The organism is Methanobrevibacter boviskoreani JH1, from assembly GCF_000320505.1.
Lineage (GTDB): Archaea > Methanobacteriota > Methanobacteria > Methanobacteriales > Methanobacteriaceae > Methanarmilla > Methanarmilla boviskoreani.
Genome location: NZ_BAGX02000010.1, coordinates 57,680 through 71,291, shown reverse-complemented (window position 1 = coordinate 71,291; position 13,612 = coordinate 57,680). Strand labels below are relative to the sequence as shown.

Sequence of the window (13,612 nt, the reverse complement as noted above, 5' to 3'; positions counted from 1 at the left end):
ATAATAAAATCTTCAACATGATTTAATTTAAAGATTAACAAGAATACTAAATAATTATTAATTAATAATACTTAATTAAATTTTCTAAAAAATAATAAAATAATTTTAAAAATATCCAAGGAAATTAAAATTAAAATCCTAAAAATAAAGAAACATTCCGAATTATAGAATATCTAAGGAAATTAACATCTTAAAAATAAAAAAGTATTCTATAGATACTTTCCCAGTTGTTCATCCAAAACATCACCCAGTATCTAGAATTCATAATGTTTCTTAAATGGTTTTATAAGGAACTTCCCATATTTTCCCACTAAAAATTACATACTGTAAAATATTTACTAAATGTGCAATTAATCTTTTACTATCTAAACATATGCTTAATCTTGGTCATTAGCATTTAATTTTTTCTTCTTCTTAAATATTTCTGATGCCTGACTACGTAATCTACTGATTTCTTCTATATCTTCAAGTAATTCTTCATCAGTAAGTTCCCCATTATTATATCTCCTAGTTAAATCAACAATAGGTTCATCATTAAAAGCACCTGGATCAGTAGTTAATATATTTTTCTTAATATGTTCCGGTATCATTTTCTTATCCTCCTAAACTCCATATATTCATTTAAAATTGAATCATTAATATAAGCATTCCACATTTGATTGTTCAATTCGTATTGGTTTTTTAGTTCAGCTGTTATGATCTATTCTGTGTCAATATTTTTTTAAAAAATATTGTTCCATCCATTTAAACTTTATAAAAGATTTTTACAATCTATAAAAGGGAATCCAAAACATCAATAACACTGTCCGAGGAATCCTTACAAACCTTGCTCATATCCTCAACAAGACCCATTGATTCCGGTTGAATACCTAAAAACACAATGTTATATGGCTTCTCTATCTCCAAATATTTGATTAGAAATGACAAGGACATAGAATGGGTAGAGACACTTAATCCACCAACCTGCTCTTTTGAGATTACTCTAACAGTGCCAGGTTCCTCATTCATTAAAACGGCATCAATTATAAGTATATGGCTTGGATCTATCTTTCTGATTTTGCCTGTGAAATTCTCTGGAACGGTCTTAGCATTGATTATTATTACATCATCACTTTCCTTACCCAAATCCTTCAAGCTCTCTACAATATATTGGCCTACTCCATCATCGCCACGAATGTCATTACCGATTCCCAAAATAACAAGTCTAGTACAATCATGAAGGAAGTCTTTCAAATCCTTTTCAAACATAATATCACACAAAAAATATTAATTAAACCAATCAGATTAATTCTGTTTTGATTGTTTCAATTCCCCCACCCATTTTATATGATAGTTTTACCTTAACTGTATCCCCCGCTCTACAGTTTATCTCATCAACAGGTATAAAAAGCGGCGGATTAAACATAGGCGTTGGACCACAGACAATATTATCTCTGATTAAGGTTATGGTTGTAATCTTAATTCCATTAAATTTACTGTCCTCATTGATAGCAAATTCCAGAACATCTTCAAAATTCTCATCAATTCTGCTTTGAAGGTCTATCTCACTATAGCAAATGGATTTACCTATTATATTATAGTTTGGATGATAATCATCATCCTCCCAATGGACATTTCTCCGTTCCATTGAAACAGGTTCCGCATAATTCAAAACCTTACTTGGAATTACCGTACAATTATCCTCCTTAAAATCAATGAAATGGTTTAAAGCAAGAACTTCCTCCTCATCAATTAATGCGGTATCCAACATTTCACATATAATTAAATCAGCCTTGGCAAGTCCCTCCAATTTTAAAACATCCTCATTAACTATCAATACATTTTCAAAATCCTTGAGATTCTCCTTAGCATATCCTGCAATTTTACTATCCTTCTCAAAACCAACTACAGCAGAAAAATACAAGGCCGCAAAATAGGTTAAAACCCCACTTCCACAGCCCAAATCATATACAACCTTATTGATCAGACCTTCCTCATTTTCAAGATAATCCAAATCCTCTGCATACTGGGATATGCCTTCATAAAATGCTGATAGACGTTCTGTATCTTTAATTAAATGTGAATGGTATGGAGTTGTTTTAAATTTCATTATTCTAGATATGTTGTTTGTCATTAATAATTTTTTATATCCCGAGAAATCTAACAGGATATGTAAATATAGAACCAATAATTGAAAAATTAAAAATCAGAAGATTAGATTAGAAACATTAAAAAACACCGATCAATAATTAAAAGAAATAGATTATAAAATATTAAAAAACAAAATCAGCTAATAAAAAAATTAGATTAGAAACATTAAAAAACTCCAACCGGCCAATTAAAAAAAAAGTGGATTAAACATGGAAAAAACTATCATAATAAACTAAAAAAAAGGAAGTAGAAAGGAGTTTATGTATCCCTGATATCGTCACTGCTATCCGGATCGAAATTCTTACCATTAGCAGTACTTGTAAGTTTTACGTGTTCAACCCCTTTAAGTTTCATCATTTTCTCATAAACGGAACGAATATCTTTAACGTCTCCATTAACAATAACGACTTCCATACAATATTTTTCGGTCATATGCACATGCATGGTTGCTATAATGGTATCCTTATAATGATGTTGAATCTCAGCAAGTTCTTCCATTACACCAGTATAATGATGATCATAAATTATAGTTATAACACCAATTCTTTCTCCTTCCATCTCATTCATCCATTGATAACGGAGAATATAATCCTGAAGAGCATCTCTTATACCTTTTGATCTTGACTGATATCCCCTATCTTTTAAAACATCATCAAAATCAGACAATAACTTTTTTGGTAATGACATACTGATTCTCATCATATCCGAAACTCCTATAATTTTATTAAGATAATAAAGTAATAAAAATTACTTAATTAATATTAATTAGTCATTTAACATATATAAAATTAATTATAGTATTCATCAATTACATTATATAAAACATATATTATATAATGTTTTTTTATTTAATATAAGTTTTTAAAAAAGAAATAATATCAAAAAACTAAGATTAGTTATAAAAAAATGAACAAAATTAATATAATAACTTTCAATAAAAAATTATTAATTTCAATATGGTTATATAATTGATTAACCAAAATAGGAAAAAACTAAACTTTGTTTAAAATAAATATTAAACCATTTTTATTAGAAAGTGGGAAGTTTAAGATTAGAAACAAAAAACAACATCATATAATACCATTTCTAAAACCCGAAAACAGAATAAAAAGATAATAAAATTGCACTTTAAGACATATAGGTTTTTATATGGAAGTGGCCGTGGCACCACAAAGACCCCCAGATACTTTTTACTAATGTATGGGAAACTGATGATGAATAAACTCCTTATCTTTATTTTTTTTCACTTATTTTATTTTAAAAACTATCTATTTTATTATATAAAGATTTTTTTAAATGTTTATTTAATAATATAATAAATAACAGCTTTTTTTTAATAACTTTATAAGATTTTACTATTTAAAAAAAAATGAATACAAATTTAAAAAATGAATACATTTATATATTCATGATTCCAATTATTAATTGTATACAAAAAATAAATTTGTAATACAAATTAAAGGTGATAAAATATGTGTAACAATCCAAATTTTAGGTATGGTATGAACATAAACTTTAATGACTTTGACAATGATTTTCAATACAACCATCACCATAGAAACTGCCATCACCATGAAGACGATTTCGGAAACTGCAACCGTCACTACAGAAGCCACCACCACAGAAACTGCAAACACCCGGAAGACAAGTTCGAAAACTGCAACCATCATCATAGACACCACCATATTGATTGTAAGGACCATGACGACTATGATGATTTCCATAAGAGAAACTGTCATGAAAACCGTTTTTACGGCCCATATGGAAGGGACTTCGATGAATTAAGTGATGAGGAATTCAGGAACTTTTGCCATAGAAGACAAAAAATGATTAGAGAAATGAGAAAGAATGGTGAATTTCCAAGAGGTTTTGGACCTAGATGGATGGATGATGAGGGGGACGGAAAAAAACAAAGACTACAACCCTTAAGCATTAGGGTAAAACCACATACTAAAAAATTCCTAAAAGAGGATTCAGTACTATCTGCAAGGGAAATACTCGAACTTTATGAGGACTTTGCAAATGGATCTGAGGAATATGTACTTTCCCTTGAAGAGGATGAGGAAGCTTTAAAAGAGGAGTTATCCAAACTAGAAGATAAAATTAAAAATGCAAAATCATTTACAGACAATCTAGAAAATCTAAAATCCGAAAAGGAAAGTGCAGAGAAAGAGGATAATGAGGAATAAACTTATCCTCCTCTTTTTAAACAAGATTAAAAACTTTAAATTGATATTAATTTAAAGCCATTACCTTAAAGTATTTTAAGAGTTAGCCAAAATTACAATCCCTCCAAGACAATTACAACTTTAATAATTAAAAATTGGATTCTGGCTAACTCATCCTAAAATATATAACTATTTTTAAAAAAGAATCCAACTAATAAAAATACTTAAAACAAATCAAATTTAAATAAACTATTTTTAAAAAAGAATTTACCAGTAAAAAACTACTTAAAAACAAATAAAACTTAATAAACTTTTTTTTAAAATCAATTAAAGAAATCCGTTTTTAAACCTACCACCTATTTTAAAAAAAAAATATAATAAACCCCCCAATATTGTAGAAAATCCATTTTTAAACCATCTTAGACCATATAAAAAACTATATTAAACTTATTTTAAAAATATAAAAAATAATTAAAATGAAAATAAACTGATTATATGAGCAAAACAGAAGTAAATTCAATAAATATAAATTATGAGATTAAGGGAGAAGGCTATCCCGTGGTTTTAATACATGGTCTGGCTGAAGATCTGCATTACTGGAAATATATTTCTAACTATCTGAAAGACTATTTCAAGGTCGTTTCAATAGATTTAAGAGGCCATGGAAAAAGTGATTCCGGAGAGGACACAATCAGTATTGAATTATTTGCAGATGACATATACAAATTACTTGAAAAACTAGATATAAATCAAGCCAATATTATCGGATACTCCCTTGGGGGGCAGGTGGCAATTGAATCCGTAATCAAACATCCCGGTTTATATAACAAGCTTGTTCTGGTTTCAACATTTTCCCAGATAGAAGATGAGATGAAGGAAACATTTAAAAGGATGTATGATAGTTCCGCCGTTGACTATGAACTGTTCTTTGACACCATCATACAGTATATTCTTCCTGACGACATGTTAATCCAATATAGAGACAGATTAAACCAAAGCAAAAAGGAACTTAAAAACAGTAAGGACATAAATTTCATACATAACACCCTTTACAGCTGTTCCATATTCAATGCCACAGATGAATTAGAAAAGATTCAGAACGATACGTTAATATTATATGGAAAGGATGATCAGATTATTCCGAAAAAGGCAACCGATAGATTAAGCAACAATATCAAAAATTCAAGAGTAGTCGAGTTTGAGAACACAAAACACAACGTTTTAATTAAAAGGAATTTTGATAAGGCCAAGGTTATTATTAAGGATTTTCTAGAGGAATAAAAGGCAGAAATAAAAAAAATATTTAATAAAAAAGAGCATGGAAAATAGGAATAATCCCAAACATTTTCCAAAGGTGTAAAAAATTAGATCTTCCAGAAGATTAAAATAATCCCAAACATTTTCCAAAGGTGTAAAAAATTAGATCTTCCAGAAGATTAAAATAATCCCAAATATTTTCTAAAGGTGTAAAGAATTAGATTTTCTAGAAGATTAAAAATTAGAGGTAATAATCAATCCTCCTCTGTTAACATCAAACGATAGTATTGCTCCCCATAACGGAGAACAGGTTTAATTATTCCCTTGTTTGTTAAGGATATCACCACATGATACATTCTAAAGTCAGACAACTTTAACGGACCATATAATAGATTGCCCTCAAGAACGTATTTAGGTACAACGCCGTCATGTACAATGGACTTGATTAATTCAATAGACTTTTCCTCAATTTGATCTATTTCCGCGTCAATAACATCCTGTTTTGAATCTACTGTGTTAATCTTTTCTGTAATATCCAAAAGCTTTACACGGTTATCATCATATTCAATTATACCTTTTCTTTTAAGACTGTTCAATATTTCATATAACTGATATTCGTGGATTTGAAGTTCACTCTGTAAAACTTCCTGAGGAATATCTCCATCATAATCCTCATCAAATTTTCTAATCTGATCTAAGACCTTTTTTTCTTTTTTGGTAATCGTTTTCATAATATCATAAGATAGTAATTAATATTAAAAAATAAAGAATCAACTAAGTAATATTTTAGGTTATACAGATAAATATATTTTAAGATAAAAATATTTTCATCAATAATATAATATATTATATATAGTAAATATTTTAACCTAATTTTAAAAAGGAATAATTATGTTTGATAAACTGGAAGAACTTCAAGAACAGAATGAAATATCCAAGAACGATATTTTGAATATTATTAAAGACGAGGCAAGACACTTAACAATTTATGATGAGATGACCGCATCATCATACCTTCAGGATGAAGGCAAATACATTCAAAAGTCATACCGCGACGAGTATTTGGATGTCACCATCAAATACTTTCTAAAAAGGCTCCATAGAATAAAGAATGACAATAAAGATTATCCCGAAACCGTTGACAAAAAAAGACTTAGGGGCTCCCTTAAGATTCTAAAGAACCAATATCTACGACAGAAAGAGAAACTTCCGGAAAGCAATAAAACGCCCCTGATGTATGGAATAATATCAATCTACACCACATTTATTCTTGGGGAATCCATCCACCCATTGAATACCCCGTTTCCGGCAGACGAGAAGATCATACTTAAAGACGGCACATATTATTGTCCTGTAAAACACAACCAATCCAAAAATCCGGACGCTTTATGTAGATTATGCATTGCAAAAGAGATGGAGGATTTACCCAATTAGTTTAATTAAAAAATATAATTATTCTAAAACCTTTTTTTATTATTCGTTATTGTTTAATCTATTGTTTGTTTAAGATAATCAAATAAATTCAACTGCTATTTTTCTTAACTTAATTTTGAGGTTCAAATCTATATTAAATCCAGTATCTTTATAGGGATTTGTTAATGGTGCCATAATCTAAAAAGATAATATCAAAATTAAAAAAAGCAACAGATTCTAATATGATTAAAATTTTTATGAATTTAAGAAAAAGATTGAAAAACCAATCTTTATAAAGTTTATAGAAAATAATCCAAACCTGTTAAATCATTAAAAAAATAGATAAAATAATCCAATTTAAAAAATAGGCAACAACAAACAAATAATTAAACAAAAAAAATAGTTAAAACAAAACAAGATATCTTTCCTATCAATATATAATGTATGCAAAATAAACAACACCAAATAGAAAATAAAAACAATAACAACAATCAAACAAAAACTAAAATAAAAAAAACTCAACAAAATTTTTACATGAAAAACAAATAAAACAAGAAAAACCTATTATAAAGTAAAATAAACAATATCAACAAAATAAAATTCAACAACAAACAGTAAAAAAAAAAACAAAAATCAATAAGATAAACAAAAAATTAAACCAAATATAAAAAATAGACAAAATAATCTAAAGTGTTAGATTATGAAATAAATAGATAAAAACAATCTAATTAAAAAATAGACAACAATAAACAAATAAATAAACAAAAAAAATAGTTAAAACAAAACAAGATATCTTTCCTATCAATATATAATGTATGCAAAATAAACAACACCAAACAAAAGACAAAAACAAAAACAACAATAAAACAAACAGTAAAACTAAAAAAACTCAACAAAATTTTCACACAACAAACAAACAAAAACCAAATAACCAAACACAAAACAAAACAAACAATATAAACAAAAATAAATCCAACAACAAAATAGAAAAAATAGAAAATCAAATCAATAATAAAAAAAATTAGATCAATAAAAAAAAATATAAAAAATAATCTAAACCTGTTAAATCATAAAAAAAATAGATAAAAACAATCTAATTAAAAAATAGACAACAATAAACAAATAAATAAACAAAAAAAATAGTTAAAACAAAACAAGATATCTTTCCTATCAATATATAATGTATGCAAAATAAACAACACCAAACAAAAGACAAAAACAAAAACAACAATAAAACAAACAGTAAAACTAAAAAAACTCAACAAAATTTTCACACAACAAACAAACAAAAACCAAATAACCAAACACAAAACAAAACAAACAATATAAACAAAAATAAATCCAACAATAAACAGCAAAAAACAAGAAAAATCAATAAAATTAAATTAAAAATTACCGAAAAAACAGATAAAAATAGAAGATCAGATTTAATAAATCCATTAAAAAACCAGAAAAAACCAAAATCAAATATAAAAAATAATTATAAATAAATTAAAATCAAATAAAAATGGAAAAAAGAGAAGGGAATCTAATGTGGGAATTCATTACCAGCCATTGGAACTCCAGTTAAAGCTGAAGCTTCAAGGGATAAAGACCTGAGATTCTCTTTCTCAAGTTTTGAAAGATGAGTGTTTCCAGCCTGTTGAACCAACATACAAGCCTCATTTGTCATAGCTTTAATATAATTTGCCACCTGAATACCTGCCTGTTTAACATTTAGTCTATGTCTCAATTCAAGGTTTTGGGTAGCAATACCTTTCTTACAGTTACCGGTTTGACATTGTTGACAAACCCTACAACCAATGGATACGAGGGCACCAGTTGCAACATATACTGCATCTGCACCTAAAGCCATAGCTTTAGCTACATCAGGACCACTTCTAATACCGCCGGCAATGACAAGATCAACATCTTCCCTTAGGTTGATTTCTCTTAATGCCCTATCAGCTTCAACGACAGAAGCCAATGTTGGTATACCGGAATGTTCCATAATTACATCAGGACCTGCACCGGTACCACCTTGCATACCGTCTACCACAATTATGTCTGCTCCACCTTTAGCTGCAATCTTTACATCACTTGCAACTTTACCAGATGCAAATTTAACCATGATAGGTACTTTCCAATCTGTAATTTCCCTAAGCTGTGCGATCTTCATTGCTAGATCCTCAGGACCTACAATATCCATATGTCTTGCAGGGGATAGTGCATCTGAACCTATTGGGATGTTTCTGATTCTTGCAACATCTGCGGTTACCTTCTCACCTAGGAGGTGTCCACCCATACCAGATTTTGCACCTTGACCTATCTTAATCTCGATTGCATCACCTTTGTTTAATGTGTCGGCGGATATACCGAATCTACCTGATGCATACTGGACAATAAGTTTATCAGCCAATTCACGTTCCTCAGGAAGCAATCCTCCTTCACCAGTATTGGTAGCTGTTCCTGCAAGTGATGCACCAATAGCCAATGCCATTTTTGCCTCTTTACTAAGTGCACCGAAAGACATTGCACCTATCATAATAGGGGTATCAATCTTTAATGGGTTTTCGGCATATCTGCTTCCCAGTACAACATCTGTACCACAAGGTTCCCTGTATTTATCCAATGGTGGTCTTGATACCTGTGCTGGAGTAATTATTAAATCGTCAAAGGTTGGTATTTTTCTAAGTGCACCTGTACTTCTGATTTGATACTTTCCTGTTTGGGATTTCCTTTCAATTTCCATGACATCAGGATATTTCCAGGATTCCCTGTAATCTTCAGGAATAGCCTCAATTTCAATAGCCTTATTAGGACACATCTCCATACAGATCCTGCATCCAACACATCTTTCAGGATAAACCGCATATGGTTCCCCACCAACTACCTCATAAACATCATGAGGACAGTTATTCACACATGAAAAACATTTGTGACATATTTTAGGATCCCTATCATCACATAAATACCAGCAACATCCTGGTCTATCAAAATGTCTTTTACATAATACTGGACTTCTTTTTACTTTATATGGCATTCTATCACTCCAACTTAATTACCATAAACCGGTCTTGAACTTTCAGATACAATCTTTGTAAATTTGTTATAGTCATCATCACTTAGCTTGAAGTCATAATGTTCAAGAACTGATTTCAATTCTTTTTTATCGTCATCAGTAACATCTACAATAACTGCATTTTTACCTAAGCTTGTAACTTCTCCAAGAACGTAGATCTCTCCACGAATAATGGATTCAGCTGCATCTGCACCTAAATCACCTAGAATGATCATACGACCACCCATCATGAAGATACCGGTCATGAATCCGGAATCTCCACCAATGATGATTGTACCATTCTTCATGATTTCTCCAGTTCTTGAACCTACTCCTTCTCTTACGACTACGGTTCCACCATATATTCCTTGTCCTGCACCATCACCTGCAGATCCTTCAACTATGATTTCACCGCTAGTCATATTATCTCCAACAAACCAACCGGCATTTCCCTTAATAACGATGTTTGCTTTATCCACCATGGTTCCTGCAAAATAACCTGCGGATCCATCGATTACAATGTCATTATCTCCAACAAATCCTGCCGCAATATAATGTTCTGCCCCTGGGTTTTTAATAATGATTTTATCGTAATCCTTACCATATTTTCGAATCTTTCTATTTAATTCACGAGGTGTAACTGATGATGCATCAATTTCTATTTCTCCTGCCATCTAATCACCAACAATTAATTTAATAATTACTAAAAAATCTAAATCTCAAATACTCTTGTTTCACCTGGATAAATTTGCTCAACCTGATCAATATTAATGACTTCTTGAAGGGATACCTCCTCTGAAGCTATTGCAAATATTTCATCATTTTCAGCCATTACACCTGGTCTTAAACCTAGTTTATCTTTTGCAATACCAATACCTTGAGGAGTTGCAACTATATAAGAGAATGGACCGTCCATATCAACAATTGACTGTTCCAATGCCTCTTCCAGGGAATAGTTATTGGATATTTTATCTGCAATATAATGTACCAAACACTCGGTATCATTATTTGTTTCAAAGATATGACCTTTCCTTTCAAGCTCGTCCCTAACTTTCCAATAGTTAGTAATCTGTCCATTATGTACAACGGTTACATCCCTTAAGATATATGTTTGGAATGGATGAGCGTGGTATAAATCCACACCACTTTCAGTAGCGAATCTTGTATGTCCAATAGCATGGGTTCCTTTTATATCATCAACATCATATCTTTCAGCTATATCAAGTACATGACCAACATCCTTTACCATTCTAAAGGAATGTTCCCCATTGATAACAACCACATTATCATCAACGGAATCGATTTCACGGATAAGAGGTTTCAATAAATTAAACTCATCCAAAGCTATTTTACATTGATATAAACAATTATTCTCCATTGTTGCTAATTGTTTCTCAGATATAATTGGAGTAACTTCATTGATTGTATCTTGAACCTCATTAAATAGTTCGTCACTTCTTTTATCAAATTCAATATTAAGTAAATATTCATTCTCTTTTAAATCTAAACCACCATAAAGGGAAAAACCTGCTGAATCAGGACCTCTGTGTTGAAGGGCATTGAGCATTTTAGTCATGTCCTCTCCAACATTATGTATTTTACCATCTTTGTAAACAATTCCAGCTATTCCACACATTTTTCCACCTCCTTTATAAAGTATTCGTGTATCAGTGTATTATCAGTTAGTTCTGGATGGAAGGTACAAGCAATATTATGTCCTTGTTTTATCGCAATTACTTGATTGTCTAATCTTGATAATACCTCTATGTCTTTCTTAGTTTTATCATAACCAATAATTGACGGAGCTCTAATAAAGACCCCATTAAACTTTTCACCTAAAATTGATATTTCCGTTTCAAAAGAATTTTTTTGAGAGCCAAAAGCATTTCTCTTAACATCTATATCCATCATCTCAAGTGTTTTCTGATCTTTAAAATCTATCTTACGGGCCAATAAAACCACTCCGGCACAGGTACCGAAAACAGGTATATTATTCTCTTTGATTACCTTATCAATTCCTCTCTCAAAGATAATCTTACCTATTACAGTACTCTCACCACCGGAAATGACTACACCGTCACATGATTCCACGTCTTCGGCATATCGGACATTTTCACAGCAAGCCTCAATACCCAAATGTTCAATAGCCAACCTCATCATATCATAGTGTTCACTAACAGCACCCTGAAGATTTAAAATTCCAATCTTTAACATTACATCGCCTAAAATTCAATTATAAATAGTTAGATGTTTTCCATTAAATTTTAAATATTTTAATATAATAAAACCTTTTTTTAGAAAATTCAATCAGATTATTCTTATTAAAAAAACATGGATAATATTAGAATAGATCAACTTTATTTAAAAAAAATCAACCTATAACATTAAAATATTACATTACAATAATATTTTTTTTGTAAACTAATAAATCACTATAGATATATTTCACCTTAATTATATATAAAAGTGTGCAATTTAGGATTGAAAAATGAAGTTTTTTCTAAAAAATTATTAATCAAATTAAAAATTAAAGATAATTTGTTTAAAAATAATAAATTTTTTTAAAAAAAATAATTATTTTTTAAAAGCTTTTATTTTTAAATTTATAAAAAAAACAAAAAATACTTTACAATAATTTAAAAATATTTAGAAAACCCATTCTAAAATATGAATATTTATAGCAATTCTTTTCAATATATATTTAAAAATCTAGTTTTTTTAAGAAAAGATGTTAAACCATGTTAAAATAAATGAAAAACAATAAACAAACAAGAATTCTGGTAAAAATAAAAGTTTCTAAAAGATTTGTAAAATGGAATGAGACATCCAAATTTAAAAACCAACGACAAATGTTTTAAAAATTTAAATTGAACATTACATATTTAAAATAAAAATGGTAAACCTTCAGAACCGTTGAATATCCAGATAAACAACTATCGAAAACTAAAAACAACCCAACTAAATGAAGGTAGAAGGCTTAATAAAAAAAACCTAACTTTAAAAACAGTCAAACAAGTCAAAACCTAGAATAAATAAAGACAGAATCCTTAAGAATAATTTGACAAATAAATAAAAGTCAAAAATTAACAAAATAAATAAAATAAAATTAAAGAATTAAGATTTAATTGGATTCTTTAATTTGATTGATTGCAGACTTAGCACCTGCTTTTACAAAACCACTTTCATCATTAAGAAGTGGCTCCAAGGATTCGATAGCCTCTTCCTTACCTAATCCACCTAAAGCCCAAGCTGCAGCACCGCGAACTCTCCAGTTTTCATGGTTCAATAATTCAATCAATGAATCGTATGCAGGTTCACCGATACGTAGTAAAGCGGTTGAAGCTTCCCTTCTGACAAATTTATTGTTGTCCTCTAAAACAACGATTAAAGGTTCAATTGCCCTTTCATCTCCAATATATCCGAGAACTTGAGCTGAGTATCTTCTGATTTTTTTATTTCTATTACCTAAAGCCTCAACTAAAGAGTCGAAAGACTCTTCGGATCTTACTTCAAGTTGACCTAAAGCTTCTTCTCTATCAAAATCATCATCAGTTTTTAATTGTTGAATTAATTCATCTATAGTTTTTTCCATAATGAAAACCCC

The 13,612-nt window shown here is 29.7% G+C and carries 15 protein-coding genes; 5 read left to right on the top strand and 10 right to left on the bottom strand.

From position 1 onward, the window contains the following. Positions 1-377: 377 nt before the first annotated feature. The 4 genes from ON24_RS02050 to nikR form a co-directional block, all read right to left on the bottom strand. The gene (locus ON24_RS02050) at positions 378-590 is read right to left on the bottom strand and encodes a hypothetical protein (protein WP_040681767.1); all 213 of its coding nucleotides are present in this window, start codon (positions 588-590) and stop codon (positions 378-380) included. Between the two features lie 181 nt (positions 591-771). Then, positions 772-1,248, bottom strand: a complete 477-nt coding sequence (hycI, locus tag ON24_RS02045) for a hydrogenase maturation peptidase HycI (RefSeq protein ID WP_016358576.1) — start codon at positions 1,246-1,248, stop codon at positions 772-774. Positions 1,249-1,279: 31 nt separating this feature from the next. Beyond that, positions 1,280-2,089 (bottom strand): methyltransferase domain-containing protein, encoded by an 810-nt coding sequence (locus ON24_RS02040; protein WP_040681840.1) that lies wholly within the window; start codon positions 2,087-2,089, stop codon positions 1,280-1,282. 299 nt (positions 2,090-2,388) lie between these two features. Then, positions 2,389-2,832 carry a nickel-responsive transcriptional regulator NikR gene (gene nikR, locus ON24_RS02035; protein WP_040681766.1) on the bottom strand — a complete coding sequence of 148 codons (444 nt, stop codon included), beginning with the start codon at positions 2,830-2,832 and terminating at the stop codon, positions 2,389-2,391. Between the two features lie 770 nt (positions 2,833-3,602). Here nikR and ON24_RS09250 point away from each other — a divergent pair. Both ON24_RS09250 and ON24_RS02020 read left to right on the top strand, forming a co-directional pair. Beyond that, positions 3,603-4,319, top strand: a complete 717-nt coding sequence (locus ON24_RS09250) for a hypothetical protein (RefSeq protein WP_152411880.1) — start codon at positions 3,603-3,605, stop codon at positions 4,317-4,319. Between the two features lie 474 nt (positions 4,320-4,793). Then, positions 4,794-5,579 carry an alpha/beta fold hydrolase gene (locus ON24_RS02020; RefSeq protein ID WP_040681763.1) on the top strand — a complete coding sequence of 262 codons (786 nt, stop codon included), beginning with the start codon at positions 4,794-4,796 and terminating at the stop codon, positions 5,577-5,579. A 230-nt stretch (positions 5,580-5,809) separates the two neighbouring features. Here the strand turns inward: ON24_RS02020 and ON24_RS02015 are convergent, their stop codons facing one another. Beyond that, entirely contained in the window at positions 5,810-6,286 is a 477-nt protein-coding gene (locus tag ON24_RS02015; RefSeq protein ID WP_040681762.1) for a cyclic nucleotide-binding domain-containing protein, read from the bottom strand. A gap of 160 nt (positions 6,287-6,446) precedes the next feature. Here ON24_RS02015 and ON24_RS02010 point away from each other — a divergent pair, with 160 nt between their 5' ends. From ON24_RS02010 to ON24_RS02000, 3 genes are all read left to right on the top strand, one after another. Continuing rightward, positions 6,447-6,989: a DUF2115 domain-containing protein gene (locus tag ON24_RS02010; protein WP_050553524.1), complete on the top strand. Its 543-nt coding sequence runs from the start codon at positions 6,447-6,449 to the stop codon at positions 6,987-6,989. Positions 6,990-7,783: 794 nt separating this feature from the next. Next, complete coding sequence (locus tag ON24_RS02005) at positions 7,784-7,993, top strand: hypothetical protein (RefSeq protein ID WP_040681761.1); 210 nt, start codon at positions 7,784-7,786, stop codon at positions 7,991-7,993. 159 nt (positions 7,994-8,152) lie between these two features. Then, complete coding sequence (locus tag ON24_RS02000) at positions 8,153-8,458, top strand: hypothetical protein (RefSeq protein ID WP_040681760.1); 306 nt, start codon at positions 8,153-8,155, stop codon at positions 8,456-8,458. A gap of 38 nt (positions 8,459-8,496) precedes the next feature. Here the strand turns inward: ON24_RS02000 and ON24_RS01995 are convergent, their stop codons facing one another. The 5 genes from ON24_RS01995 to ON24_RS01975 form a co-directional block, all read right to left on the bottom strand. After that, the gene (locus ON24_RS01995) at positions 8,497-9,990 is read right to left on the bottom strand and encodes a glutamate synthase-related protein (RefSeq protein WP_040681759.1); all 1,494 of its coding nucleotides are present in this window, start codon (positions 9,988-9,990) and stop codon (positions 8,497-8,499) included. A gap of 14 nt (positions 9,991-10,004) precedes the next feature. Then, the gene (locus ON24_RS01990; protein ID WP_016358585.1) at positions 10,005-10,682 is read right to left on the bottom strand and encodes a GltB/FmdC/FwdC-like GXGXG domain-containing protein; all 678 of its coding nucleotides are present in this window, start codon (positions 10,680-10,682) and stop codon (positions 10,005-10,007) included. 38 nt (positions 10,683-10,720) lie between these two features. Next, positions 10,721-11,644: a class II glutamine amidotransferase gene (locus tag ON24_RS01985; RefSeq protein ID WP_016358586.1), complete on the bottom strand. Its 924-nt coding sequence runs from the start codon at positions 11,642-11,644 to the stop codon at positions 10,721-10,723. Beyond that, on the bottom strand, positions 11,632-12,222 hold the full coding sequence (gene pdxT / locus ON24_RS01980; protein ID WP_040681758.1) for a pyridoxal 5'-phosphate synthase glutaminase subunit PdxT: 591 nt from the start codon (positions 12,220-12,222) through the stop codon (positions 11,632-11,634). The genes ON24_RS01985 and pdxT overlap by 13 nt, the downstream gene beginning before the upstream one ends. 907 nt (positions 12,223-13,129) lie before the next feature. Next, on the bottom strand, positions 13,130-13,600 hold the full coding sequence (locus ON24_RS01975) for a HEAT repeat domain-containing protein (RefSeq protein WP_040681757.1): 471 nt from the start codon (positions 13,598-13,600) through the stop codon (positions 13,130-13,132). Positions 13,601-13,612: the final 12 nt, after the last annotated feature.

Bases quoted from the DNA above. Each gene is read 5' to 3' on its own strand.
- ON24_RS02000 (WP_040681760.1), top strand. From the start codon at position 8,153: ATGCAAAATAAACAACACCAAACAAAAGACAAAAACAAAAACAACAAT.
- ON24_RS01985 (WP_016358586.1), bottom strand. From the start codon at position 11,644: ATGTGTGGAATAGCTGGAATTGTTTACAAAGATGGTAAAATACATAAT.
- ON24_RS01990 (WP_016358585.1), bottom strand. From the start codon at position 10,682: ATGGCAGGAGAAATAGAAATTGATGCATCATCAGTTACACCTCGTGAA.
- ON24_RS01975 (WP_040681757.1), bottom strand. From the start codon at position 13,600: ATGGAAAAAACTATAGATGAATTAATTCAACAATTAAAAACTGATGAT.
- ON24_RS02005 (WP_040681761.1), top strand. From the start codon at position 7,784: ATGCAAAATAAACAACACCAAACAAAAGACAAAAACAAAAACAACAAT.
- hycI (WP_016358576.1), bottom strand. From the start codon at position 1,248: ATGTTTGAAAAGGATTTGAAAGACTTCCTTCATGATTGTACTAGACTT.
- ON24_RS02015 (WP_040681762.1), bottom strand. From the start codon at position 6,286: ATGAAAACGATTACCAAAAAAGAAAAAAAGGTCTTAGATCAGATTAGA.
- ON24_RS02010 (WP_050553524.1), top strand. From the start codon at position 6,447: ATGTTTGATAAACTGGAAGAACTTCAAGAACAGAATGAAATATCCAAG.
- pdxT (WP_040681758.1), bottom strand. From the start codon at position 12,222: ATGTTAAAGATTGGAATTTTAAATCTTCAGGGTGCTGTTAGTGAACAC.
- ON24_RS02040 (WP_040681840.1), bottom strand. From the start codon at position 2,089: ATGAAATTTAAAACAACTCCATACCATTCACATTTAATTAAAGATACA.
- ON24_RS09250 (WP_152411880.1), top strand. From the start codon at position 3,603: ATGTGTAACAATCCAAATTTTAGGTATGGTATGAACATAAACTTTAAT.
- ON24_RS01995 (WP_040681759.1), bottom strand. From the start codon at position 9,990: ATGCCATATAAAGTAAAAAGAAGTCCAGTATTATGTAAAAGACATTTT.
- nikR (WP_040681766.1), bottom strand. From the start codon at position 2,832: ATGATGAGAATCAGTATGTCATTACCAAAAAAGTTATTGTCTGATTTT.
- ON24_RS02020 (WP_040681763.1), top strand. From the start codon at position 4,794: ATGAGCAAAACAGAAGTAAATTCAATAAATATAAATTATGAGATTAAG.
- ON24_RS02050 (WP_040681767.1), bottom strand. From the start codon at position 590: ATGATACCGGAACATATTAAGAAAAATATATTAACTACTGATCCAGGT.